This window comes from Anabaena sp. FACHB-1391, assembly GCF_014696755.1.
Classification (GTDB): Bacteria; Cyanobacteriota; Cyanobacteriia; order Cyanobacteriales; family Nostocaceae; genus Dolichospermum; species Dolichospermum planctonicum.
The window spans coordinates 75,112-102,015 of the sequence record NZ_JACJQS010000017.1; the positions used below are offsets into that span (position 1 = coordinate 75,112).

The window sequence follows — 26,904 nt, forward strand, 5'->3', positions numbered from 1 at the left end:
TATAAAAAGTAAAATTATGGAAACCCAAGAACTAAAAGCCTTGATTAAGGAGATGGTTAGAGAAGTATTGCAAGAAGAAAGACTAACACCTTATAATACCCTATTCTCATCTAGGAATAATACAGAAAATCAAGAATGGAATCAATTTTCTCTTGAACAGGCCATGAGAGGTTTAGAAAATGATCATCTTCCCGAATACACAGAAGCGGACATTATAGAAAAATGGCAATAGTTGGTCAAATTGTTTTATTCAAATTTCCCCTAGTTTAACTATATTATATATTTACAGTCCAATCTTCCATTTTTAAATCAGGAACTTTGATAAAATCTTGGTAATTTTGAGTTACTAAAATTGCATTTTTAACTAAAGCTATAGCAGCAATTCTTAAATCTTGTGTACCTATGTTTATTTTCTGCTGACGCAGTTTTTTAAAACATTCGCAACATTCTTGATTAAATTCTAATAAATTCATGTTACAGAAATAACGTTGAGTTATTAGTAAATTTTGGTGAGCAATTGGTAATAATTCTGGTTTAGTGGCACATCTACTAACAGCTTAATCTACCTTTTAATTGTTCTTCAAGTGTCACAGTTGTAATAAATATATTGGCAATTCCCACAATTTTGGCACGTTGAGCAATATGAGAATTTCCGTGTTGAGAAAGAGTCACAATATTAGTATCAAGAATATATCTACTCACGCTGTTTGATTCTCCTCTAAAGAAGATTCATAAGCAGCTATTTCTGCATCTAATTCACGGCGATTTGCAGCCATATCTTCTACAAATTGATCAAAAAGTGGGTCATCTTTAAAAATACCATCAAATTGAACAAAGGGATTAGAATTTTCAATATCTTCTGGCAAGATATGTATGTTTTGAACAATCTCAGTTTGTTCTATTTTGTGATCTTGATCAAGATAGATTTGATTAATTTTTTCGTCAACAATTCTATTAATCAAGGATTCTAAATCCTGTAAAGTCAGTTCGGTAATAGACTGATTATTTAGCATTTTTGCTCAATCTCCAGTGGTAATATCAGGTTTGTTTTAACTACAATTTATATAATATCAAAATTGTCTGTGATAGTGGTATGCACTTGAGTGAGATAGAGTCATCCAATCGCAAAGCCTGTAGGGGCGCAGGGTCTGCGATCTGGATTGTATTGCGTCCAAAGGATAACCGCTATAACGAAACTGGTTTAATTCTAGCATACTTACTTACTGGGGAAAAAATCAGTCAATTATCAATTTAAGTCTATTTCGTATATATTAGTAGATATTTAATCATAAATGTATCTACCACCCCACAACCATGAATCAGATATGTTGTCTTAACCCAGGGTGTCATAACCCCTCAGTTCCCGAACATACCCAATTCTGTCCTAACTGCAACGTTGCCATAGTCACCTTGAAAGACCGCTATCGTCCGATTAAATCATTAGGTAGTGGGGGATTTGGCAAAACCTATTTAGCACAAGACATTGACAAACTTAACACCCAGTGCGTAATTAAACAATTTGCACCGCAGATTACTGGTACAAACGCCTTCCAAAAAGCCAAGGAATTATTTTTACAAGAAGCACAGCAACTACAAGAACTCGGTGAACATTCCCAAATTCCCACTCTGTTAGCTTATTTTGAACAAGATAACCGTTTGTATTTAGTACAACAATTCATTGACGGTGCAAATTTATTAGAAGAATTAGAAAAACAGGGAATATTCTCAGAATCAAAAATCCGCGCCTTATTACAAGATTTATTAACAACCTTGGAGGTAGTTCACGAGTATGACGTAATTCATCGAGATATTAAACCAGAAAATATTATGCGTCGTCGTAGTGATGGCAAATTAATATTAATTGATTTTGGGGCATCAAAACAACTCCAGGGAACAGTTACAACAGGAACATTAATTGGTACTTTTGGTTATGCACCTTTAGAACAAATGCGGGATGGGAAAGTATATCCTGCCAGTGATTTATATAGTTTGGGTGCGACTTGTTTTCATTTACTAACAGGAGTTCATCCTGGGGAACTTTACCAAGAATATGGCTATGAATGGGTGAAAACTTGGCGTGTTCACTTACAAAAACCTGTTAACCGAGACTTGGACACAGTTTTAGATAAATTATTACAAAAATATTATCAAGACCGTTATCAATCTGCTGAAGACGTTTTAAAAGATTTAAAAACTTCACAATTAACAACTAAAACAGCTTATCAGTCTTCAAGCAAATCTTCTCAGGTAACATCTCAGCAACAAAAGTCACCATCACAAACATCATCTACTCAAATTAAATCAAAGCAAAATTCAATTATTCCAAAGCGGCGTATTTCTCAGCCAAATAACTCACTTGGGATAATCATGTGGAGTTCAATAGGAATTTTCGTACTGGGAACAGTTTTTTTAGGAACTCAATCGGAGCATATTCCTATTATTTGTAAACCACTGGATAACTGTGCTAGTGATGAGGAATTTAGTTCTAAATACAAACAAGCAAAAGATATAGCTGTTACTGCTCAAAATTTGTTTGAAAGTGCCAAGAATGTGGAAGAATTACGAGCATCTCAAGAACAGGTACAAGATGCGATCGCTCAAATAAAAACTATACCAACATCTGCTAAGATATACAATACTGCCCAAAAGGAACTTTCAGACTATCAAAGTCAATTAACCAAGATACAACGTCGTTTAGATAAAGAAAATCAAGCGATTGACTCCATTAACCAAGCCAAACAACAAGCTCAAGATGCAGAAGAACAGATGAGAAAGGCTAATGAACCTGAAGACTATGAAGCGGTTAAGGAGAAATGGGATAAGGCACTGGCGATTTTAAATGATATCCCTTCTGATGTTTTTATTTCAGTTACTAATCTGAAAAACAGTTATGAGTCAAAAAAGGAAGAAGTAGTTATTATAATTGGAGATTTGAACAAGCCAACACCATCACCTGAACCAACACCTACATCAACTCCTACACCTGATCCCACTCCAACACCAACTCCTACTTCTGAACGGACTCCAAGTTTATCAGATCCAAAATGGGATTATAGTGTTTTTAATTCTAGAAAAACTTACAGCGATCGAGAAATACAATATATTTTGAAATCAGGAGCTAGATATGATGATTCTAATAAACAGGTAGAGTGGATTGTTGATGAGAAAATTAACTGTTTTGGAGGTTCTCAAATTTTTGATGGCAGCAGAGTTTGCTTCAATTTTAAACTAGGAGTAGAGTTTAGTGCTGTATTTAAGGATGTAGATGGAGTCCCTATTGGTTCTCAGGTTCTTTTTGAAGATGGAGGGAATAATCCAAAGCGAGAAGGAAATATAACTACATATCGCTATAGATATATACTAACAATTCCTGATTCAGTATGGTCAGGATGGTCAAAAGTTAGTCAAGTTATTATTGAAAAACAGTAAGTTAGTAGGGTTCGTCAGTATGAGTAATTTATCGGTGTGGTTGGGATTTATAGCGCTGACGCACTCCAAGTTGAGATAAACGTGCTGATTTTCTCATTCAACTTTCTAATTCAAGCATAATTGTAGAATGTAAAAATAGTCTCATGTCTCTTGATACAAGTAAATATTTCCATCCTCCAGGAATTGGAGAACTTTGTGCGATCGCTCATACTTAAATCCAATCTTTTATCAGTTGAATATTTTGTATTTTTGGATAAATAGCATTGTACGATTTTGCATCAGCAGTAATAAATTTACAGTTTTCTCTGATGCTTAAAACTACGTAAAGGCTATCATAGACGGTTCTTTGATAATTCACGGCAAACTGATAGGCATCTTTTAATAATTCATCGGCAGGGAATATTTTTAATTGTATTTGTTGAAATAAATCAATTATCATCTCAGCTTCGTGATTTGTTAAACCTTGAAATCGCTGTATTTTCCAAACAATATTACCAATTTCTGCATAAATTAAGTCTGGTGCAATCAAGGTAATTTGTTGTGCTTGATAAGCATCAAGAATTTTATTTGCTTCTAATGAATAATCTTGAGCAATAAACCATTTAATGGCTACACTGCTATCAATGACAATTTTATCTGTGATCATCTCTCTCTATCTTCTCGTAATAATTCTGTCAAATCAGAAAATTCTCCATATTTTTGCTTTAAGTTTTCTTGCAGGGTATGTATTTTTTGAACAATTTCAGTTTTTTCTATGTTGTTGCGTTTACCAAGATTAACCTGATTAATTCTTTCATCAACAATTCTATTAATTAAGGATTCTAAATCCTGTAAAGTCATTTTGGCAATAGATTGGTTTAGCATTTTTGGTCAATCTCCAGTGGTAACACAAGGGTTTTCTTAACTACAATTTATATACTATACCAGTAGTTTACTCAATCAACTTAGCTTTATTATAGCATACATATTTACTAAGATGATTTGATTACAAAAATGAGACAGTTTATTCTTGATATTTGAATGGGCGTTTTTCTATTTCTTCAATGGGTAATAGTAGGGTTTCTTCGATATAAGAGCGAACTTAGGTTGACTTCCTGATTCCTATACCTAACTAAGATCGGAAATGCTATAAACTTTTCAATTATTCTCAGGGTTTGGGGTTTCTGTTGGTGTTTCTATGGGTGTTGGCTCTGGTTCTGGGGGATTTTCTGCTATGATAGTTAGTTGATAATCTACGGTTTCTGAGGCTGTGGAAACAACCACAAATTCATAAAATCCTGTTTCTGGTAATGTATTAGATATACTTCTTTCTTGAGAATCTTCTAAAAATGCAGTTTTCCCAGTAGGAGAATAAATTGATATTAAAACTTTTGAATTTGCTTTTAGTTTAACTTCTAAATTTTGATTTTTGGCTAGTCCAGCAATGAAAACTTTACCTCTTCCTGGTTTGAGACTCCCACTCACTGTTTTACCGGTAGCACCTTCAGGAAAGACTAATCTTTGAAATGCGCTTCTGTCAAGAATGGCGTTAAGTTGATCGTTGACAAATCCATACCAAACTTGTCCAATGGGTTGTTTGATAAAATCTTTACTTCTTTGTTCAGGAAATTTACTGAAAAAAGCAACATCCCCCAAATCATACAAAGAACGACTAGCAACGTTAATTTTATTAACTTCGGCTTTCCAGTTAGTGAGGACTGATAATGTATAAGTTCCTAGTTGACTACGGGATTCAGAACTGAGTTCTGACAGTTGTTCTAGAACTTCAGCGGCGGTTTGATCCCATTTTGCGCGTAACTTCTCATCTTCTGGACTATCGCTGAGAATACGCCCTTTTAAACTGGGGTATTTTGCCCAAAATAGATCGTTTGTAATTTTAACATAGAAGTTATAATTTATGTCTAATTCTTCACGGCGATCGCTTAATTTTTGTTTACGTTGTTTTTCCGCTGGTGAAAAATTAACTTCTGGTTTTACTGATTCCCTAGAATTGGGGTTAGATGTAATTATTGAGTGACTCCCGTTTAAATTATGACTGCGGTTTTTGAATCCCCACGTAAGTAAGCCACCGCTGGTAATTACAGCAAAGGTAATTATAAAAACATTTGTTGCCGTCCAAATACTCGGTTGAGGAGCAGTGGGAGTAATTTTAGGTGGGGAAACTGGGGTTTTCGGGGGAGAAAAAGCGATAGTTGCGGCGGTGGGGGGTTGAGTTTGGGGATAGTTAATAGGTTGAGGATTAAGGGCTTGCAGAACTTGACTAGCTGTTTGATAGCGATTACTGGCAATTGGTGATAACATTTTATCAATAATTTGCCCCAATGTAACACTTAAGCTAACTTCCCTTCGCCACTGCCAACTCAGATTATAAGTATCAATTAATTCTTGTGGTTCTTTACCTGTCAATAATACTAACATAGTGGCAGCTAAAGCATATAAGTCACTTTGGGCAGAAACCATACCCGTTTGCATTTGTTCTGGCGGGGCAAATCCCATTTTTCCCAACAAAGTTTCACTGGGAGAAGGTGTTTTTGCCCCTGTTTGATAATATTGAGAAGCGACATTTGCGGCTACTTGTTTCACGCCACCAAAATCAATTAAAACAGGTAATTGATCACTATTTCTCAACATTAAATTATCAGGAGAAATATCACGATGAATAACACCAAGAGAGTGAATATATTCCAGAACTGGTAAAATTTGCTGTAATAGTTGACGAATTTCTGTTTCTGTAAATTTTAAACCGCGTTGTTGACGATGTTTTAATAAAGAATTATAAGTTTCACCATCTACATAATCTTGAATTAAAAAAAGACTTTCTTTACCTTGTAAATTAATTGGTAATAATTCCCGAAATCTAGGAATTTGGGAATGTTGTAATTTATAAAGAACACTTGCTTCCCTTTGAAAAAGTTCCGCTGCTTTTTGGAGCAGGTCAGGAGTTTGTATTTGGGGAGAAAATTCTTTTAAAACACAATTTTCTTGAAAACGGTTAATATCTGCGGCTAAATAAGTCCGGCCAAATCCTCCTTGGCCAATTTGCCGAATTATAACATAGCGATCGCCTAAAATTTGACCTGGTTGAATATGGTGATTTACAGATGTTGGTATATTGGCAATTTTCTCTCCACATTGACGACAAAAGCTACTACCAGGGGGATTTTGATGTCCTTGAGAACAATAAAGATTAGTCATCTGTCATTTGTCATTTATCAATTGTCAACTTAGAGACTTAGCAATTAGAAGTCGCGGCTATACAAACAATGTCCGCAGCGGCGGACTCAGGAAAAATTAGGAATTTCAAACCGATTTAGGTGGTTTTTACCTGTGTAAAGCGGTTTTTAACCCCAATTTAACTAGCTATTTTATCAGATGCGATCGCATACCAAATCTGTAAAAAAGTTTTTTGATTCAGTTGACCGCGTTTTTGACCAGGAAACAAGGGTTCAAAGGTTCGATATGTGTCCGTACGTAAATCTCGGAAAGATTTATATTTACCCAATTTACCAGCTTTAGCCAGTTGTTCCCACCGTTGGGAATCTTGTTGACTATAATTACCTATTTTCCGTCTAGCTGTTTGACTTAAATTTGCCTTTTCCAAATTATTTAATAACTGATTAGCAATGTTGCTCCATTGTTCCCGTAAAGCAGCATCTTCTGGTTTTTCCGTTAATTTCCGTCCCCTCAGATTCGGATTTTGCATATAGAAAATCTCATTAACTGTATTGGCGAAAAATACCCCAGAAATTTCTAATTCTTTGAGACGACTCAAAACCTCTTGAATACTGCGTTTACTATTTTTTCCACCCCCAGAATTATTAATAGCAGGTATCTTGGGAACTGCAAATTCAGGAAATGTAATTGATGATATCTCCTTCACCGCAAAATTACTCAAAGCGAACATACCCACACCTGTTAATAACACCCCCGTTGTCATCATCAAGCTAACAGTAAAAGGACGTAACCATGCTGGCATAGGTATTTTCTGTACAAATAATGTCGTCTTATTGTGGAAGCTACCACCGATAGTACGGACTTTTTTGATACCTGGTGCGACTATTTGAGTTTTCAGCTTAGTCATATCAGGATGGGAATGATTGTGAGAATTTATCATAGTTTGCCCCCTAGATGCCATAGATGCCAAAGGTAAATCTTTAATAACTTGTTCAGCCTTTTGATAGCGATCGCTGGGCTTATGGGCTAACATCTTTCTTAACACAGTCTCTAACTTGGGACTCACCTTAATTTCCTTACCCCAAAGCCAAACCCCATTAAAACCATCATAAAGTAAATTTGGTTGTTTCCCAGTAATTAGCACTAAAGCTGTCACCGCTAAAGAATAAAAATCGCTACTTTTATATACCTTTCCTTGAAGTAACTGTTCTTCCGGTGCATAGCCTTTTTTACCTAATAAAGTTCCATTTCCCGCCAATTGCGTCCGCAAAAACCCTTGATAAGCTGGTAACTGTTTCACACCCCCAAAATCAATCAACACGGGTAAATTATCACTTTGGCGTAAAATCAAATTATCCGGGGAAATATCGCGGTGAACAATATCTAAACCATGAATATAAGCCAGCACCGGAAGAATATTGTGCAGTAAATTAATCACCTCCTCCTCACTAAAACACTTTCCCCGACTTTGACGCTGTGCCAATAATTGGTCGTAATTATCACCCTCAATATAATCTTGCACCAAAAAGAAAAGATCCTTAATTCCAATTTTTACCTGAAAAGCGGAGTGAAAAAACGGAATTTGGGAGTGTTGGATTTTTTTCAGAACACTCGCTTCCCGTACAAACAAGTCCTTGGCCTTTTGTAAATCCTGGGGTTTGACAACTTGGGGCGCAAATTCCTTTAAAACGCAGATTTTCCGAGATTTTTGCCTATCAATAGCCAAATAACTGCGTCCAAAGCCACCTTGTCCTAATATACGTCCAATTTCATAACGATTATCAATAACTTGCCCCACAGTCAAGGGTAGTGATTCACCGCAAAAAGTACAAAAACGGTGATTACTATTATTTGCGTGTTTTTGACTGCAATATACTTGCATAATACTACGAGATAAATTAAGTCTAATCAAGTTATACAACATCACCAGAAGGATTTACGCAATATTTGCTCACGGAGTATGAAAATAAAAATTCCATTATAAATATTAATAATTAGCAATATTCTGTAATTTTGAGTAAATATCTATTTTTAGGGTTGACATCTCAAGATTTTTGTTCTATTGTCATTATAATGATTAAGTCTAGCCTTTTAAATCTTAAAAACTTAATACTAATTAAAATTACCCGAAAATTACCCGCGTTCTTTGGTCTTTATTTAAAAATATAAATAAAATATATTGGAAATTTAAGATCAACGAACCACAGAGGACACAGAGGACACAGAGGACACAAAGACGGAAAAGAAAACTTTGAAAAAATTTGATGCAGTTTTACGGGAAAATGGTATGATTACCAGTCTATTTTCGACATGATAAACATAAATTAAATAAATCTAGTCAACAGCATAGTTTTTACCTGAGATAAATTATGAAATCCCCAACGGAAACCCAAAATATAATTCAAGAACTCACCAACTTTATATCTCTTCCTTTAAAGGAAAAACTTCAACGGTGTCCTGATGATGATCTAGAAATAACTGTGATCAAATTATTTCAGAAAGTCGCAGCCAATGTACCTGCATATCAAGAATTTTTGGCAAAAGCCGGAATTAAACCAGATACTATTCAAACTTTAGCAGATTTTCAGAAAATCCCGAAAATTAATAAGGAGAATTATCTAGCAAAATATCCTGTATCTCAATTGTGTTATCATGGAAAAATAGAAAACTGTGATTTTATAGCTGCTTCCTCCGGTTCTACAGGAAAATCAACATTTTGGCCGCGTTTTTTAACAGATGAATTACACATAGCCACCCGCTTTGAGCAAATTTTTCATAATAGTTTTTACGCAGATTCTCAAACTACTTTAGCAGTAATTTGTTTTTCCTTGGGAACTTGGGTAGGAGGAATGTTTACTACTAATTGTTGTCGTTATTTAGCTGCTAAAGGTTATCCCCTGACCGTCATTACTCCAGGTAATAATAAACCGGAAATTTTGCGAATTGTCCAGGAATTAGGAACTAACTTTCAGCAAGTTGTATTATTAGGATATCCACCATTTTTAAAAGATGTCATTGATACGGGTCTTGCTCAGGGAATGCAATGGAAACAATATAATATTAAATTGGTAATGGCCGGAGAAGTATTTAGTGAGGAATGGCGAAATTTAGTCGCTGAAAGAATGGGTTCTGAAAATCCCTGTGATGATTTTGCTTCTTTATATGGAACAGCAGACGCGGGAGTTTTAGGAAATGAAACCCCTTTAAGTATATGTATTCGACGGTTTTTAGCGCGTACTCCCGCAGCAGCCAAAGCATTATTTGGAGAGTCCCGTTTACCTACTTTAGTCCAATATGATCCTAGCAGTCGGTTTTTTGAAGTTGAAGAGGGAAATCTCCTATTTTCTGGGGATAATGGAGTTCCTTTAATTAGATATAGTATTCTTGATCATGGTGGTTTAATTTCCTATCCAGAAATGCTAGAATTTTTAGCAACTTGGGGTTTTAATCCTCTCATAGAATTAGAAAATCATCGCGGAATTAATCAGTTACCTTTTGTCTATGTTTTCGGACGTTCTAACTTTACAGTTTCCTATTTTGGCGCAAATATCTATCCAGAAAATATTACAGTAGGTTTAGAACAACCAATTATTAGAGAATGGGTAACGGGTAAATTTGTATTACAAGTAAAAGAAGATTTAGACAAAAACCGCTTTTTATCTGTAGTCGTCGAACTAGCACCAGGAATAGAAGATCAAGAACAGAAAAAATCATCTATTACTAACTCTATTCTGACCCAATTATTACGTCTGAATAGTGAATTTGCTAATTATGTTCCCCCCCAATATCAAACCCCCTTAGTAGAATTAAAACCCATTGGTGATCTTGAATATTTTCCCATAGGAGTCAAACACAGATATACTCGAAACAACACGAGTAAATAGGTAAGAATTGAATATCTCAAACTTTGTTTATTTGCGTATCTGCGCGAAACAACAATAATAATAACGCAACGCAACGCAATGTTTAAGACATTATCAAACTCCTACCTACAATCAAGTTATTTGCATACTGCTTACAAAGTTTGCCAACCAGTACCTTGATAACCATAATCAAAGATATCAGGATGCAATATTTCTGCTAATATCTCCACAGAATCTACCAATCGTGGACCAGGACGGTTAAAATAAGCATTACCATCGGTAATGAAAACCCTTCCACTTTGAACAGCGTGGAGTTTTTTCCATTCTGGACGTTGAGTTAATAATTCAGCTTGTTGCTGAGTCCGTTGCAAATCAAAGCCACAAGGCATGAAAATAATTACATCTGGGTTACTAGCTACTAGTGTTTCCCATTGTACATGAACAGCGGGTTTACCCATCAAACAAAACAATGATTGTCCCCCTGCTAAATTAATTAATTCAGGAACCCAATTTGCAGCAGCTATTAAAGGATCAGTCCATTCAATACAAGCTACCCTCGGCATTTCTGCATTAGAAAGCCCCTGTAGTTTGCGCTTGCAAATTTTAATACGGGCTTCTAAGTTATCCAGTATTTGTACTGAATCTACGCCGAAAGTGCGACTAACTCGTTCAATATCACCCCAAACATCTTGTAATGTGTTAGGCTGTAAAGATATAATTTGGGGTGAACTGTGGGTAAGTTGGGCAACTGCTGCTTCTACTTCTGGTAAAGTAACAGAAAAAGCATCACATTGGTCTTGAGTGACAATGTGGGTAGGGTGCAATTTCTCCAAAACATCAACTTTGATCTTGTGAATACTTAAAGCAGATTGTAGTACATCATTGACTTGATTATGAACAGAGTTCTTACTAGCATGACCATTAAAACGTGCTTGGGTACAAACTGGACGATTTACGATTTCTGGAGGATAGTCACATTCATGAGACCTGCCTACTATAGCATCAAATAAACCCAGTTTAGCGATAATTTCCGTAGCACTCGGAATTAAAGAAACAATTCTGATATCGTTATTTGTACTAATCATAGTTCCACCCCCTGCTAATAGGAGTTCAGGAGTTAAAAATAGAAAATGGTGTTAAGTTTTTTTAACAGACGTTTCTACTTTCATTGTGGCATATTTTCTGAGGGTGGGTATCTATCTTGAGGATGTTAGTATTTTTATTTTTCGCTAAGATGCTAAGGTACAAAGTTTTATTCTAGACACGAATACGCAGTTACCCATCTTAATTAGTAATTATATTAGTAATTATATTTCAAGCTGGGGATTTTATCTGAATTTAGATATTCAGATCAATAAGGTTCATGAATTGATTTACATTCCCAAAACAGTCCGGGTCCTACTATTAAAATTTGCTCATTTGGCATCATTAATTCCCAATAAGCCAGCCCAGAATCATCTTCTAAATCTGGTTCTAAAATTAGTTCGTAATGATCCTCAAATGATAAAGTAAGTTTAAAATTATGATTACCACCAAGCGCAAAATTAGTTAGTTTTTTATTTTCCAAATACTGTAACGGTATTTTAGTAAGTTCGGCAGCGTTTTGATAATTTGCGTACATATATGAATGACTGAAAATATTATCTCCTAGCATTAAATACCAAGGTGTAGCCCTAGTGCTAAGTTGCCAGCTTCCTTTGCGTAAATGTGCTAATCTAGGATGATTGTAGGCAGTCATTTCACCAAAATCTAACAGTAATTCATCACCATAACTAAATGCAATTTGATGGCAAGTTTCGCCAATAATTGGTTGAGTAATTTGATTTAGATCTAGTATTGAATTAGCAAGAGATGTTTTAGGAGTCATAATTAATATCCTCTAAAAATTCTTTAGCCTTCTGACGGAGTTCTGGATAAGTAAAATAACCTCTATCATTTAAAGTTCCACCATAACCATTTGTTTTTTCTTGCTCCAGAAATCTACCAAAAGCTTTTCTTTCTTTCCCTAACATACCAAATTCTCTCGCAATTGCATCAACCTGTTTAATATCACCTTTTTTACCCATAAATATAGATAAACCCTGATTCTGCATTTTAACATAAAAATATTAACATCTGTCAGAAACAGGATTTAAAGATTGACAAGATAAAAAAGATCCCTGACTTCTGTAATAATCTGTTATAAATTGATGGTATGAATAACAAAATATGGTCAAAAGTCGGGTATTTGTGTCAGATATAATTATTCATTACCCTCAATTGGCGCAAAACCTTGACGTTGGATGTTTTCTGTGATATGGCGTGGTTCTAAGAATTGCAAAAGATAATCTGGTCCTCCTGCTTTTGAACCGACTCCAGAAAGTTTAAATCCACCGAAAGGTTGACGAGATACTATTGCACCAGTTATATTCCGGTTAATGTATAAGTTCCCTACTTCAAATTCAGCTTGCGCTTGTTCAATGTGGGAAGGGGTACGGGAATAAAGACCACCTGTTAAAGCGTAATTTGTGTTATTTGCAACTTCTAAAGCTTCTTGAAAATCTTTAACTCTAATTACCGCTAAAACAGGTCCAAATATTTCCTGTTGTGCAATAACTCCATTTGCGGGTACTTCCGAAAAAATCACAGGACCGATAAAATATCCTTGGGTGGGTGCGGGTAAATCTAAAGCTAATTTAGCTTCTTTTTTGCCTTCTTCAATATATTCTAAAATGCGAGCTTGGGCATTAGCGTCAATTACCGGACCAACTTGGGTACTGGGTAACTCCGCTTCTCCAATATTTAAAGATTTTGTCGCTTCTACCAACCTTTCCACAAAAGCATCATAAATAGGTTCAAGCACAATTACCCGTGAACAAGCAGAACATTTTTGTCCACTATAACCAAAAGCAGATTGCACAACGCCGACAACAGCTTGGTCTAAATCAGCACTTTCATCAACAATGATCCCATTTTTGCCTCCCATTTCCGCAATTACTTTTTTGAGGTGCTTTTGACCAGGTTTTAAGATGGCGGCTTCTGCGTAAATTCTACAGCCTACTTCCTGAGAACCAGTAAAAGCAATAACATGAGTATCAGGATGATTTACCAAATAAGCACCCACTTGAGAACCCTTGCCTGGGACGTATTGAAAAACACCTTTAGGGATTCCTGCTTCTATTAATATTTCTGTAAATTTTGCTGTAATTACAGAAGAAGTTTCCGCAGGTTTGAGTAGAGTACAATTTCCTGAAACCAAAGCAGCGACGGTCATACCGCAGGCAATAGCTAGAGGGAAATTCCAGGGAGAAATTACAATTGCGATTCCTTTGGGCTGGTAAATATAACGATTAGTTTCGCCAAGAACATCGTAAATTATACCTTTATCCAGCCTTTCCATTTCCTCAGCGTAATAAAGACAAAAATCAATTGCTTCCGAAACTTCCGCGTCAGCTTCCTTAACGGGTTTTCCTACTTCCAAAACTATCCAAGCCGAAAGTTCAGCGCGTCTTTGTTCCATCAACTTCCCAGCTTGACGCAAAATATTAGCGCGTTGTTTAACGGGAGTTTTTTTCCAAGCGGGAAAAGCAGCTTTAGCAAATTTCATTGCTTCCTCAGCTTGTTCAACGCTAAGTAAACCTACTTTACCAACAACCTGACTAAAATTAGAAGGATTAAGAGAATCAACAAAAGTTGTCGTATTCACATATTCACCATTGATTAAAGGTAAATAAGTGTTACCCAACTGCGGACGCACACCCTCAAAAGCTAACCGCGACCTATTTCTGCTTTCCTCATTAGCAAAATCAGTATCCGCAACACCGCAGAACCCCCCCTTAGTCCCACCCGCAAGTGAGGAGGAAGTTAGAACTGGTATTGGTGGTGCTAACAACTCCTCAACGGGACGATTTTCCAGATTTTGGCGTAAAAAGGAGCTATTTGCGGTATTTTCCAACAACCTCCGAATTAAATAAGCCATTCCCGGTAATAAGTCACCGTAGGGACAATAGACCCGGACACGATAACCCTTATCTACCAAGGCTTTGGCTATTTTATCACCCATGCCGTAAAGCACTTGCATTTCAAAGCGACGACGGGGAACTTGAAGACTTTCCGCAATGGCTATGGCGCGAGATTGCGATCGCACATTATGACTACCTATGGCAGAATAGACATACTGATGATTTTCTAACAATAACTGGGTAATAGCTTCAAAATTGGCATCTGTGGCGACTTTATCATGATAAACCGGTTGCGGCCAATGTTTTTGAGCGGCTTTGATAGTTTCCTGGTCCCAATACGCACCTTTAACCAAGCGAATAGTAAGAGGATAACCCCGCTGTTGTAACCAAGCAATGATCTTTCTAGCGTCCTGTTCACTGTCGCGGAGATATGCTTGAATGGTCATACCAATATCGGTACGTTGACGAAATTCCGCTTCCAGTAAAAGTTTTTTGAGAATGGTTAAAGTAATGTCTTTATAGGCGTATTGTTCCATATCAAAATGTACTGCTGTACCCAATTCTTTGGCACGACGGAGTAAAGTCCGAATATGTTCGCTTACTCTCGCTTCACTACCTTCAGCATCTAAAGGGTCAAATTGGGAATAAAACGCCGTTAATTTGACAGAAACCTGGACTTTAGGGACATTTTCGCCGTCTGCTTCGTCAATAGCTGGAATTTTCGCCCAATTTTGCGATGCTTCGACCAACTGCTGCATCAATTCCAGGTATTTTTCTAAATAAGATTGTGCCTCTATTTCCGTAATTACCGCTTCACCAAGTAAGTCAATGGTGAAAGCCATTTTATCTTTTCTCAGTCTTTCAACGGTTTTGATAACTTGCTTGATATTTTCCCCAGAAATATATTTATGTGCTAAAGTTTGCACAGCAGTTCCCACTGTTGTCGCTGCTACCTGTGCAGGCATAGAATCCGGGTTAGCAAAGTTTAAAATTGCTTTTAAAGCCGCTGGTAATTCTACGGATTCATCTCCCAAATATTCTTGTAAATGGGACGCAATTTCTGATTTACTATGTAAAGCGGGTAAAGTATCTATGAACCGAAATAATTGTACTCGTAAACCGGGGTTACTCATAGCCCAGTCGAGTAATTTATCGTCCCAGCGCATTTGGTCGCGTAAAGCAGCTAAAAATGAGCGATTTTCCTGGGTAACAGCCAAAACCTGTCTAGCAATTTCTTGGGTTTTCTCTTCGTATCTGTTGCTTTCTACTTGTAATACCATAAAATTTGTTTTTTGAAGTAATTTTAAATGATGGTTATGGTCTTATTTCTAACTTAGTTAACGCCATTTTGTAAACTTTACCAGTGGGTTTGAATGTGGTTTTAGCGAATATCTGAGAAAATGGGGGTTGAGTATCCTTGTACAGGACTTACGCAAAACAAAATAAAACCTGTTTCCCATTTCTAGGTCACCTAGTCTTAGGGACTTACCTGAATATGCCTATCCCTCACGGGACGCTCCCCGTTAGCGCGGCTTTCGCTTTAGCGATACTTAGTTGATCACTCCATGAATTGTACCTAAGTTCTATTTGTAGTTAAGTGTAGTTGCACAAAAAAACGACTAATATACGATTGCAAGTATGGCTTAAATAAACAAGCTATTGTAATGGGGAAATTCTAGCAGATAAAACCAAAAAAAAACTCCTAGTATGGGTAGAATTTAATCATGGTGAGACGACAAATACTAAATCCCTAAAATCCTCAATAATTTTGAAACATCTTGATACAACTTCTTATTTCCCTGCTGTACAGATAGGTTTACTGCTGTTTTCAGGTCAGCTATAGCCCCTGGCTTATCTCCCAAGTCATAGCGGGCAATGCCTCGGACTGTGTAAGCCCTAGGGTCATTGGGATTAATCTTGATAACTTCATTAAAATCACCTATTGCTCCCTGTTTATCTCCCAATTTATACCGAGCAATGCCTCTGACTGCGTAGGCTTTGGCATCTTGAGGATTAATCCTAATAGCCTCATTGAAATCAGCCATTGCAGCCTGCGTGTTTCCGAGAGCATAGTAACTAGAACCACGATCACGATATAATAAGGCTTCAGTATAGTTAGGATCAAGGCGAATTACTTCATTATAAGCTAATATAGCCCCGCTATAGTCTTTTCTATGAAATCTATAGTCCGCTTCAACTAAATAATCATCCGCTTGTCTTATCTTACCATTCTCCACATCGGGCAGACTAATTCCCAAATTTACACCAACTCCTGCGGACCATCTAATGAATGTGTTGATGGGTATACTATAGTTTCTACCTGTTGTTCTCTCGGTCTGAAAAGAAGGATTTTCACCTTTACCGAAAATCCCTATCACTTCCCCCTGTTCATTAAAAACCGCCCCACCACTCATCCCCGGCTGTGCAGAACTTTTATGAAACAAAGTATAGCCTTCCTCTGTAATTGTCTCAGTAGCATTAGCAATAACTTGTCCGTCACGGCAATCATAAACAGGAGGTACTCTCGTCCCTCCTCTCTTGCCCGGAAAACCCGCTAGATAAATATTTGTCAGTCTTTTAACTGCATCAGAATTACCGATTTTAGCGACTGGATAATTTTGATTGCTGGTAAATTGTAAAACCGCTGAGTCCATATTATTAGTCGGCTGTTTCACGGTCTGATAATTGACTTGATAATATTGACCGTCAGGTGTGACTATTTGATATTGAGAATTAGGGTCTTTGACGACATGATAGGCAGTGAGAACCGTATAAGTATTGTTGTTACGCTGAATAATTACGCCGGAACCAGAACCATTTACCGCACCACGAATTAATACTAACACCGTGATTTTTTTCGCAATGGCATCTACTTGATTATTACTACATATTGCTGTGACTGCTTGGGGCTGAACTAAGGCTATTGATACCCCCATTAGTAACCATGGTAGTCTATAATACCATTTCATAGTGAAATTTCCTGTTAACTTGTTTGCATTGTGTAAAAGTTGTGAGTGCGAATTTCTGTTATATCCAACATTTTACACAAAATATGGTAATTTTTCACGAATCGTGACAACGACTTAGGTAGTGAACAATATAACTACATAAGTAACTACATAATCAGATAGTTATATTTAAGATAACCAATGATACCACCTCCTAAAATCAAGTAAATGCTATTAATGTGGTAGCGAATGACTAAAATTGCGGAAATAACAGCAATTCCTAAACTTAAAAAATCTATGGAATCAGTTTTAGGTGATATTAAAGTAGCTATTCCTACTTGTATTGTAGTTAGTGTCATTAAGGCTACAGCACTAACATTAACAGCATCTAAAAATGGTCTTGTCCAAGATGATTTACGAAAGGTATCCATAAAAGGATTTAAAATAGCAACAAACAAAAATGAAGGGAGAAAAATCCCCACAGTTGCTACAATTGCTCCCGGAAAACCAGCAATTATATAACCAATAAATGTTGCAGTGGAAAGCACTGGACCTGGTGTAAATTGTCCAATAGCAATACTATCTAATAACTGTTGTTGTGTTAACCAGCCATATTCTTCTACTAGTCCTCTTTGTAAAAATGCTATTAGTAAATAACCACCTCCAAAAAGGACACTACCGATTTTAAGAAAGAATAAACCCAATTTCCATAAAGATGCAGATACATGATTATTTATATTATTTGTCGCTGTACTTATTACGGTTGTCTGTAAAAATGTTTCTGCGGTTAAACCCATAATAATTAAGTTGGTTTGATTACTACTGCGTAACCAAATCATTCCTAATATTCCTCCCATTAATAATGCCACTATTTCATCAATTTTAGTAAATTGATTTATTAATCCCACAACTATAGAAATTATCAATAATTTTCGCGTTTTTACTGCTTTTTTTCCTAAACCCCAAACAGCATTAATAATAATTGCTAAAACAACGGGTTTTATTCCATAAAGTAACGGTGATATTTGCGGTAGTGTCCCGTAATTAACATATATCCAGGCCAAGAAACCAGTAATTAAAACCGCAGGTAAAATAAAGCAAACTCCAGCGACAATTAATCCTAACCACCCTGCATAAATGTATCCTATATGAATAGCCATTTCTGTGGAATTAGGACCGGGAATTAAGTTTGTTGCACCTAATAAATCTAGAAAATGTTCTTGTGTTAACCATTGACGACGTTTCACTATTTCATCTTCTATCATGGCTATATGGGCTACTGGTCCACCAAAGCCAATTATACCCAATTTGAGAAATATTTGGGCAATTTCAGTTAAGCGATTTAATGATGATTTATTCATGGTTTTTGACTAAGGGTTAAGAATAATTAAATGCAGATAAATACAGATAAGGATGGATAAAGATGGATAAAGATGGATAAATTTTAGGATTTTGATAAGGGATAGATTCATTATTTATTTTTGATTAAGGTAGCAATATTTCTGCTTGACAGCTATATCTGGATAATCCGTAAATACACCATTTACTCCTAAATTAAAAAATATTTTATATTCTTTTTCAGGATTTCCTTGTAAGTCTAAAGGTAAGAAAAAATCTTCATTTCTAAATGTCCAAGCATGAACTTGTAAATTAGCTGCATGAGCATCTATAATTAAGGATGTTGGTGATAATAATTTACCATGAATATCTCTGGGAATTAATAAGTTTTTATGTACCCCTATTGCTTCTGCATATTCGGCAATTTCTTTTAACCCTTTTGGTGTTAATAAATCTCTATATGTACGCTGATCATTGTCTATAACAAAATCATAGGGTTTACCAATATCATTAATTAATTGTACTAATGGTAAATCTGTTTTCTGAGATAATTCTTTGAGGTTACTCACTGCAAATGATTGAATAAATACAGGTAAATTAATCCCCTGCAAATTCCATAATAAAGTTGCTTCTAATGGTAAACCAATCTCTTGAAAATAAATCGGATGTTTGGTTTCTGGATAAATACCAATATTGCGACCAATTTTTTCACTTTTATCCTTGACTAAATCAATGATTTCTGCAAAAGTGGGAATCGTAAACATTCCGTTATAAGCTGTATTGTGGGGACGAATTTGGGGAATACGTTCTTTAGCCGTTAAAGTTTTGATTTCTGCTATGGTAAGATCTTCTGTAAACCAACCTGTTTTAATTTCACTATCAATGATTTTAGTAGTTCTTAAATAAGCAAATTCAGCATGATCAACAATATCCGTAGTTTCTGATATTTCATTTTCATGACGGGCAATTAAAATACCATCTTTAGTCATTACTAAATCTGGTTCAATATAATCAGCACCTAAATCAATTGCTAACTCATAACTCTCTAAAGTATGTTCAGGACGGTAGCCACTCGCACCTCGATGAGCGATAATAATAGGAGACTGATTTGTGAAAGTTTGAATCATGGTTTTTCTCTATAATTAACGTTCTGCTACTGCTTTATTCTTCCTTCCTGTCCTTTGCGTCTTTGTGGTTCATTCATATCAGTATTCTTCCCCCGAAAAAGGAGTATAATTCTTTCATTATGAAACTTATGATCTCAACTCAACCCGAATTAAAACGTATAGAAGAATTACGATCTTTGTTACAAAAAGCTAGTTATGCTTATTATGTTTTAGATGCACCAATAATGGAAGATACAGTTTATGATCGGCTATATCGAGAATTACAAGAATTAGAAACGAAAAATCCAGAATTAATTACTCCCGATAGTCCTACCCAGCGTGTTGGAGAAAGACCTGCAACCCATTTTACCTCAGTCCGCCATAATATTCCTCTATACAGTCTGGAAAATGCTTTTAATATTGAAGAATTGCAAAATTGGGATCAACGTTGGCGGCGACATCTACCAAATCAATATAATACCGTAGAAATAGAATATGTATCTGAATTGAAAATTGATGGTGCGGCTTTGGCCTTAACTTACGAAAATGGAGTTTTAGTCAGAGGTGTAACTAGGGGAGATGGCATAATGGGTGAAGATATTACCCAAAATGTCAGAACTATCCGCTCAATTCCCCTACGTTTGAATTTTGACGGCTTGGAAAATATCGCCAAAGTGGAAGTAAGAGGAGAAGTGTTTCTACCTTTACAGGTATTTAAAGAAATTAACGAAAAAAGACAAAAAGCTGGTGAACAAGTATTTGCTAACCCGCGCAATGCTGTAGCTGGTACGCTAAGACAATTAGACTCCCGTATTGTCGCCCAACGACAGTTAGATTTTTTCGCTTATACACTACATATTACCGGGTTAGATGATTCCAGTATTGCCAATACTCAATGGGAGGCTTTGGAATTATTGCAAAAAATGGGTTTCCGCATTGATACTAATCATAAACTCTGTTATTCTATTCCTGAAGTCGCTGCATATTATCAATATTGGGATACTGAACGGCTCAACTCTCCCTATATGACTGATGGAGTTGTAGTTAAATTAAATACTTTCAAACTCCAGGAGCAATTGGGTTTTACACAGAAATTTCCCCGCTGGGCTATAGCCTTAAAATATCCCGCCGAAGAAGCCCCAACCCGTGTAGTAAAAATTACAGTTAATGTCGGCAGAACCGGCGCATTAACTCCCTTGGCGGAAATGTTACCAGTACAATTAGCGGGAACAACTGTTTCCCGTGCTACCTTGCATAATAGCGATCGCATTGAACAGTTAGATATTCGCATTGGTGACACCGTAATTGTGCGTAAAGCCGGAGAAATCATTCCCGAAGTAGTCCGAGTAATCAAAGAATTGCGTCCCCCTGACACCCAACCTTTTATTATGCCTTCCCATTGTCCCGTCTGTGGACAACTGGTAGTCAGAGAAACTGGCGAAGCTGTTACTAGATGTGTAAATGCCTCCTGTCCCGCCATTCTCAAAGGTGAAATCGAACATTGGGTAAGTCGTGACGCTTTGGATATTAAAGGTGTAGGGGAAAAACTGGTGTATCAATTAGTAGAAAAAGGTTTAATACATTCCGTGGCTGATTTATACGAGTTGACAAAAGATCAATTATGTGAATTAGAACGCATGGGAGAAAAATCAGCGGAAAAATTGATCAAAGCGATCGCCCAATCAAAAATTCAACCTTGGTCTAGGGTATTATATGGTTTAGGCATTCGTCATGTAGGTAGCGTCAACGCCCAATTATTAACCCAAAGGTTTACCACCGTCGCCGAATTAACAGCCGCCAGACAATCAGATATTGCCGGCGTTTATGGTATCGGTGCAGAAATCGCCCAATCAGTGTATCAATGGTTTCATACAGTAGCAAATCAAACTTTAATTTTCCGTCTTCAATCCATGGGGTTACAATTAGCAAACAGCCCGCAAACCAAAGCTGTGGGCGAGATTAATCAAAAATTTGCCGGGAAAATCTTTGTAATTACTGGCACATTACCAACCTTAAAAAGGGAGGAAGCAAAAGCTTTAATTCAAAAATCTGGTGGTAAAATTACTGATTCAATTAGTAAAAAAACAGATTTTTTGGTAGTAGGAGCAGAAGCCGGTTCTAAATTAGAGAAAGCGCAGAATTTGGGAATTAGCCAATTGACTGAGGCGGAGCTATTGGCAATGCTGGCAGAATAGTTGTAAACAGACACTTGTTAAATTCTGTTACAGTTCTAATAGTCAAGTGAAAGTGGCCGCAATTTGGAGTATAAACCATGAATTCCCTATTCAGTAAAACAGTTAGTATTGCCATAGCTACAACCACCCTTCTGGTCAGCGCCCCTAGCTTCGCAGAAACTAAGTCTCCTGCTAATCATACTACACCTGTTACCACTACACACACCGTAGGCACAATTGTCGAAGTTGCCAGCGCCAACAGTTCCTTGAAAACCCTAGTCACAGCTATCAAAGCTGCAGGTTTGGTAGAAACCCTCTCTGGCAAAGAACCACTCACTGTATTTGCGCCTACAGACGCAGCATTTAAAGCTTTACCAAAAGGAACTTTAGCAAAACTCCTCAAACCAGAAAACCAAGACACCTTAGTTAAAATATTAACCTATCATGTAGTTCCTGGGGCAATTACCTCTAAAGATATCAAAGCTGGTGAGGTCAAAACAGTTGAAGGTGCTGTAGTTAAGGTTCAAGTAAGAAAAGGTCGAGTTACTGTAAATAACGCCAGAGTAACAAGAGCAGACGTTAAAGCCAGTAACGGAGTGATTCATGTAATTAATAAAGTCCTACTTCCTCCCGATGTAAAATTGTAGGATTTTTGCTCAACCAAGATTCCCAAATTCTTGAGGAATGCTTGAGGAATGGGGGAATCTTTTGGTTGACAACCCATTTACAATAAAAATTAGTAATTCCAACTTTGAAACAAACCTTAATCACGGGTATTATATATTTGATTAGTAGTACAAACTGCGATTTTTGATTTCTGGAGCTATTCAATGTCAATTTATGCCGGTAATTTATCCTATAACGTTACGGAAGAAGCCCTGAAAGAGGTTTTTCAAGAGTATGGAAATGTTAAGAGAGTCCAAATACCCACAGACAGAGACACTGGTCGTGTTAGGGGCTTTGCATTTGTCGAAATGTCATCAGACGCAGAGGAACAAGCCGCAATTGCTGCTCTTGACGGTGCTGAATGGATGGGACGCGTCTTAAAAGTTAACAAAGCTAAACCCAAAGAAGAGCGTGGTGGCAGAGGAGGGGGTGGTTACGGCGGTGAACGCAACCGTTACTAAGTTTTACCACTAAAATGTTGTTAGGAAAGTTTTGGATCGTGATTTTAGATACTTGCAGATTCCCCTAACCCCCTTAACAAAAGGGGTAATTAAAGTCCGAGTCCCCCTTTCTCCGAGGGATTTAAGGGGATATGAAAATATTTGATACGCTATGAGCGACTTTTCAAACATCCCCTAAGACTCTAAAATATCATATTTTCAGGACAGGGTAAATCTCTGTCTTTTTTTTTATGAGGACTTACCCAAGAGGTAACTTCTCTCTCCTAAGAGTTTGATGGTAAATTTTGCGACTTACTAAACAACCTCTTATACATAAACATCAAAACCAGTTCACTTTCGACTTTTTCTATATTACCCGGACTAGCCACCAACAGCCAGAAGTATTTAACTATTCCTGGTACTTGGCTATTATGTAAAAATAATTTAAAAAAAAATTTATTCCATTTAGTCATTATTAATAATGCCTAAAAGTTGCCGTTGATTAGTAATTTTTCAGGAGCGTTATCCATGATATCAATAACTGGGTGTAGCTTTATTAAATTCTGGTTTGGTACTATTGCAAAAACAACTATTACTATCTTTAACTTCCACTTAAAAACAAGATCAAAAGAGAATAGATAACAGGCAATATTTTTTTTAAACTTACTTTTTTATCCCTCAATTCAGATAAAAAGTCACTTGGATTAATAGGATTTATTGGCATTATTTAAATTTTATTAATCAGTCAAAATACATAATCAATACTGATGTTGATAAATCAGTCATGTATTATGATCTTCAAAGAAATGCTGGTATTAGAACTTGAATATAAGTCCTTTTATCCCATTTCTGATTTCACTCATAAATATGCCTGAGAATCAGAATACAGCATAAATTTATCAGGGTGTCCAAATAACTACCAAAATTGAGCCGCGCTCAACAACATCACCATAAAAGTTAAGCGATCAATATGTTTGGTAATTGTGGCAAGAACCTGAGAACAAATTCCCTATTACTGATTTTATCAATGTTGCTGCCAACATTGGGAATAAGTAACTCTGCAATGGCAGCAGCACAAATTCATGCAGCTTATTCAGCATTAGAGATTTCTATCCCCATTAGTGTTTTAGAAAACTATGCTAAACATGGTATTGTTAATACAAACTTTGCCCAATATTATCAATATATTCCTACAAGTACACTACAAGAATTAAGGAAAATTTTAATTCAATCAGTCAAAATTAGTCCTGCTGTAGCTTCTCAATTTCTCGACACTCAACAGGGTAAATTTATCTTAAAAAGGTTGACAGAATTAATTAAAACTAAATCCCATTCTCCAGAATCAGAATTTCAGAATTTACGCACAGCTTTAATTTCCGCTGCTGCTGAACCAGAAGGATTAAATTTATTAAATTTATTACGTAAATATCCTCAAGATAGTATTAGTATTGATGTGGTTTATGGTTGGAGAATTGCTAGGGAATTAGAGCAAATGATCAGCGCAACTCAAAAAGCGATCGCTACATTAACACAAGTATCAAATTCAGAAGCAGCGACCATTTCCCTAGAGAATTTATCTAAATTACCGCAGCAGCCAAATTTCCCAATTCAAAAACAAACATTAAAGTTATTCGACTCATTACGTAATCGGCATTTATCCACTGATATCTATATTCCTAATACCCAAAATTCTGCCCCTGTAATTGTCATTTCTCACGGTTTAGGTTTAAACAGTAGTAACTTTCGTTATTTAGGAAAATACCTAGCTAATTATGGTTTTGCTGTCGTCATTCCCAATCATCCAAGTAGTTATGAAGAAAAAGTAAAATCCTTAATAAATAGTAATCAAGTCATACAAGCTCATGAATTTAAAGATAGACCTTTAGATATAAAATATATTTTAGATCAATTGGAATCAGATTCACAATTTCAGAAGCGGCTTAATTTCCAACAAGTAGGAGTATTTGGCCAATCTTTAGGAGGTTATACTGCATTAGCTTTAGCTGGAGCAAAAATTAACTTTCAACAACTAGAAAAAGACTGTGATTTAAACAAATTAAGAAATACCTGGAATATGTCCTTACTCTTGCAATGTCGGGCTTTAGAATTACCAAATCAATCGGAAAAAGAATATGATTTACAAGATAAAAGAGTCAAAGCTGCTATCGCTGTTAATCCTATTACCAGTTCCATTTTTGGACAAGTCGGTTTAAGCAAAATTCACACCCCAATTATGATTATTGGTAGTAGTGAAGATACTGTTGCCCCTGCTTTATATGAGCAGATTTTGCCTTTTTCTTGGCTTACTTATCCCCACAAATATTTAGTCATGCTACTTGGTGCTACTCATTTTTCTACCATTGGTAATAGTAACCTTGAGAGTACACAAATAGCATTACCTAAAGATATGGTAGGTGATGCTTCTCAAGCCCGTCGTTATATGAATGCTTTAAGTTTACCTTTCTTTCAAACTTATGTAGCTAAAAAACTAGAATATATTTCCTATCTTAACGCCGCTTATTTTCAGACTATTTCTAGTCAGTCCCTTGGTTTAAATCTTGTTCAGTCCCTTGATCATATTAAATTAGCGCCAGTTTTAGATGATCACTTCCATAAAAACCAAATTCGTAAAAAAAAACTTTCTCATATCATAGTCCGCTTTGGATTTTGGATACTGGGTATTGGTGTTTCCTTACTTCACTTATTGATATTTTCCTCCTAATTCAGATTCCCAACTTCTTTAAGGAGTCGGATATCTTATTCTTGACAATTTGTGTAAAAATACAAAGACATCAAATCTTAAATCTAAAATTGTGCAAGGTTTTCTTAATTTAAACAAACCATTTGACTGGACTTCTCATGACTGTGTAGCCAAAGTGCGAAAACTGCTGAAAATGAAACGAGTAGGACACGCAGGAACTTTAGACCCCGCAGCTACCGGAGTATTACCTATAGCTTTGGGTAAAGCCACAAGATTGTTACAATATTTACCAGGAGAAAAAGCCTATCAAGCCACTATTCGTCTAGGTGTACAGACTACTACTGATGATTTACAAGGTGAAATTATTACCTCCAAACCTTGTCCCGGCTTGGATTTAGAAAATGTAAAAACTGCACTTTCCCAGTTTATTGGTAAAATAGAGCAAATTCCCCCTAATTATAGCGCCATTCAAGTTGATGGCAAACGCCTGTATGATTTAGCACGTAAAGGGGAAATGGTCGCAGTTCCAGTGCGAACAGTAGAAATTTCTCAAATTCAGGTATTAGACTGGCGAGACAGTGATTTCCCAGAATTAGATATAGCTATATCTTGCGGTGCGGGAACTTATATTCGGGCGATCGCTCGTGATTTGGGTAGTATATTAAGCATAGGTGGTACTCTATCCGCCCTCATGCGTACAGAAAGCAGCGGTTTTCAAATCCCAGACAGTCTCACATTCACAGATTTAGAAAACCAACTACAAACAGGTAGATTTCAACCTCTAGCCCCAGACGCACCATTACAACATTTAGCATTTGTAACTTTACCAACAGTATCAGCTAAAAAATGGTGTCAAGGTCAAAAAATTGCCCTCAATCTTGATATTCCCGACTTTGTGCGGGTTTACGAAACAGAAAACAATTTTTTAGGAATCGGAAAATTACAAGATGACTTATTAATTCCCCAAATGGTATTTTCTGATCTGACAATTCCCTCTCTACAATTATAAAACCCACATTCCGCACCCCAAACTGTCACAGAGGTAAATTACGTAGAGAAAAAATTAAAGAGAGCATCAAAACAAACATATAAAGTGAAAAAAGGCATTTGAGAAACAGTAAATC

The 26,904-nt window shown here is 36.3% G+C and carries 22 protein-coding genes; 8 read left to right on the top strand and 14 right to left on the bottom strand.

Annotated elements, in window-relative coordinates; translation table 11 throughout:
• Positions 1-16 precede the first annotated feature (16 nt).
• Entirely contained in the window at positions 17-232 is a 216-nt protein-coding gene (locus H6F62_RS10420) for a hypothetical protein (RefSeq protein ID WP_190371984.1), read from the top strand.
• Between the two features lie 43 nt (positions 233-275).
• Here H6F62_RS10420 and H6F62_RS20515 read toward each other — a convergent pair whose 3' ends face one another.
• The 3 genes from H6F62_RS20515 to H6F62_RS10430 all read right to left on the bottom strand — a co-directional run bounded on the left by H6F62_RS20515 (position 276) and on the right by H6F62_RS10430 (position 1,013).
• Positions 276-473, bottom strand: coding sequence for a type II toxin-antitoxin system VapC family toxin (locus H6F62_RS20515; protein WP_199306411.1), 198 nt, complete (start codon positions 471-473; stop codon positions 276-278).
• A 76-nt stretch (positions 474-549) separates the two neighbouring features.
• Complete coding sequence (locus H6F62_RS20520; RefSeq protein WP_199290851.1) at positions 550-702, bottom strand: hypothetical protein; 153 nt, start codon at positions 700-702, stop codon at positions 550-552.
• Positions 699-1,013: a hypothetical protein gene (locus H6F62_RS10430; RefSeq protein WP_190371985.1), complete on the bottom strand. Its 315-nt coding sequence runs from the start codon at positions 1,011-1,013 to the stop codon at positions 699-701. The genes H6F62_RS20520 and H6F62_RS10430 overlap by 4 nt, the downstream gene beginning before the upstream one ends.
• 301 nt (positions 1,014-1,314) lie before the next feature.
• On the opposite strand from H6F62_RS10430, the gene H6F62_RS20950 reads away from it, so the two are divergent.
• A complete protein-coding gene (locus H6F62_RS20950; RefSeq protein WP_242025969.1) occupies positions 1,315-3,429 on the top strand; it encodes a protein kinase in 2,115 nt (704 codons plus the stop codon).
• Between the two features lie 211 nt (positions 3,430-3,640).
• Here the strand turns inward: H6F62_RS20950 and H6F62_RS10440 are convergent, their stop codons facing one another.
• The 4 genes from H6F62_RS10440 to H6F62_RS10455 all read right to left on the bottom strand — a co-directional run bounded on the left by H6F62_RS10440 (position 3,641) and on the right by H6F62_RS10455 (position 8,485).
• On the bottom strand, positions 3,641-4,075 hold the full coding sequence (locus H6F62_RS10440) for a type II toxin-antitoxin system VapC family toxin (RefSeq protein WP_190371986.1): 435 nt from the start codon (positions 4,073-4,075) through the stop codon (positions 3,641-3,643).
• The gene (locus H6F62_RS10445; RefSeq protein ID WP_137908429.1) at positions 4,072-4,293 is read right to left on the bottom strand and encodes a hypothetical protein; all 222 of its coding nucleotides are present in this window, start codon (positions 4,291-4,293) and stop codon (positions 4,072-4,074) included. The genes H6F62_RS10440 and H6F62_RS10445 overlap by 4 nt, the downstream gene beginning before the upstream one ends.
• 273 nt (positions 4,294-4,566) lie before the next feature.
• The gene (locus H6F62_RS10450; protein ID WP_190371987.1) at positions 4,567-6,624 is read right to left on the bottom strand and encodes a serine/threonine-protein kinase; all 2,058 of its coding nucleotides are present in this window, start codon (positions 6,622-6,624) and stop codon (positions 4,567-4,569) included.
• A gap of 157 nt (positions 6,625-6,781) precedes the next feature.
• The gene (locus H6F62_RS10455; RefSeq protein ID WP_137908425.1) at positions 6,782-8,485 is read right to left on the bottom strand and encodes a serine/threonine-protein kinase; all 1,704 of its coding nucleotides are present in this window, start codon (positions 8,483-8,485) and stop codon (positions 6,782-6,784) included.
• A gap of 487 nt (positions 8,486-8,972) precedes the next feature.
• Between H6F62_RS10455 and H6F62_RS10460 the strand changes: the two genes are divergently transcribed.
• Entirely contained in the window at positions 8,973-10,487 is a 1,515-nt protein-coding gene (locus H6F62_RS10460) for a phenylacetate--CoA ligase family protein (protein ID WP_137908424.1), read from the top strand.
• Between the two features lie 131 nt (positions 10,488-10,618).
• On the opposite strand, the gene H6F62_RS10465 is transcribed toward H6F62_RS10460, so the two are convergent.
• From H6F62_RS10465 to H6F62_RS10495, 7 genes are all read right to left on the bottom strand, one after another.
• A complete protein-coding gene (locus H6F62_RS10465) occupies positions 10,619-11,551 on the bottom strand; it encodes a cobalamin-binding protein (RefSeq protein ID WP_137908423.1) in 933 nt (310 codons plus the stop codon).
• A gap of 266 nt (positions 11,552-11,817) precedes the next feature.
• Positions 11,818-12,333, bottom strand: coding sequence for a hypothetical protein (locus H6F62_RS10470; RefSeq protein ID WP_190371988.1), 516 nt, complete (start codon positions 12,331-12,333; stop codon positions 11,818-11,820).
• A complete protein-coding gene (locus tag H6F62_RS10475; RefSeq protein ID WP_242025970.1) occupies positions 12,323-12,559 on the bottom strand; it encodes a hypothetical protein in 237 nt (78 codons plus the stop codon). Before H6F62_RS10475 ends, H6F62_RS10470 begins: the two co-directional genes overlap by 11 nt.
• A 149-nt stretch (positions 12,560-12,708) precedes the next feature.
• Entirely contained in the window at positions 12,709-15,687 is a 2,979-nt protein-coding gene (pruA, locus tag H6F62_RS10480; RefSeq protein WP_190371989.1) for an L-glutamate gamma-semialdehyde dehydrogenase, read from the bottom strand.
• Positions 15,688-16,149: 462 nt separating this feature from the next.
• Positions 16,150-17,376 (bottom strand): serine protease, encoded by a 1,227-nt coding sequence (locus H6F62_RS10485; protein WP_137908416.1) that lies wholly within the window; start codon positions 17,374-17,376, stop codon positions 16,150-16,152.
• Between the two features lie 146 nt (positions 17,377-17,522).
• Positions 17,523-18,716 carry a chromate efflux transporter gene (gene chrA, locus H6F62_RS10490; RefSeq protein ID WP_190371990.1) on the bottom strand — a complete coding sequence of 398 codons (1,194 nt, stop codon included), beginning with the start codon at positions 18,714-18,716 and terminating at the stop codon, positions 17,523-17,525.
• A 114-nt stretch (positions 18,717-18,830) separates the two neighbouring features.
• Positions 18,831-19,820: a glycerophosphodiester phosphodiesterase gene (locus H6F62_RS10495; RefSeq protein ID WP_137908414.1), complete on the bottom strand. Its 990-nt coding sequence runs from the start codon at positions 19,818-19,820 to the stop codon at positions 18,831-18,833.
• Positions 19,821-19,948: 128 nt separating this feature from the next.
• Here H6F62_RS10495 and ligA point away from each other — a divergent pair, with 128 nt between their 5' ends.
• The 5 genes from ligA (at position 19,949) to truB (ending at position 26,789) form a co-directional block, all read left to right on the top strand.
• Positions 19,949-21,994, top strand: coding sequence for an NAD-dependent DNA ligase LigA (ligA, locus tag H6F62_RS10500; protein WP_137908432.1), 2,046 nt, complete (start codon positions 19,949-19,951; stop codon positions 21,992-21,994).
• Positions 21,995-22,071: 77 nt separating this feature from the next.
• Positions 22,072-22,620 (top strand): fasciclin domain-containing protein, encoded by a 549-nt coding sequence (locus tag H6F62_RS10505; protein WP_137908413.1) that lies wholly within the window; start codon positions 22,072-22,074, stop codon positions 22,618-22,620.
• 183 nt (positions 22,621-22,803) lie between these two features.
• Entirely contained in the window at positions 22,804-23,100 is a 297-nt protein-coding gene (locus H6F62_RS10510; protein WP_137908412.1) for an RNA-binding protein, read from the top strand.
• Between the two features lie 1,006 nt (positions 23,101-24,106).
• A complete protein-coding gene (locus H6F62_RS10515; RefSeq protein ID WP_190371991.1) occupies positions 24,107-25,801 on the top strand; it encodes an alpha/beta hydrolase in 1,695 nt (564 codons plus the stop codon).
• A gap of 91 nt (positions 25,802-25,892) precedes the next feature.
• Entirely contained in the window at positions 25,893-26,789 is an 897-nt protein-coding gene (gene truB / locus H6F62_RS10520; protein ID WP_137908410.1) for a tRNA pseudouridine(55) synthase TruB, read from the top strand.
• Positions 26,790-26,904 lie beyond the last annotated feature (115 nt).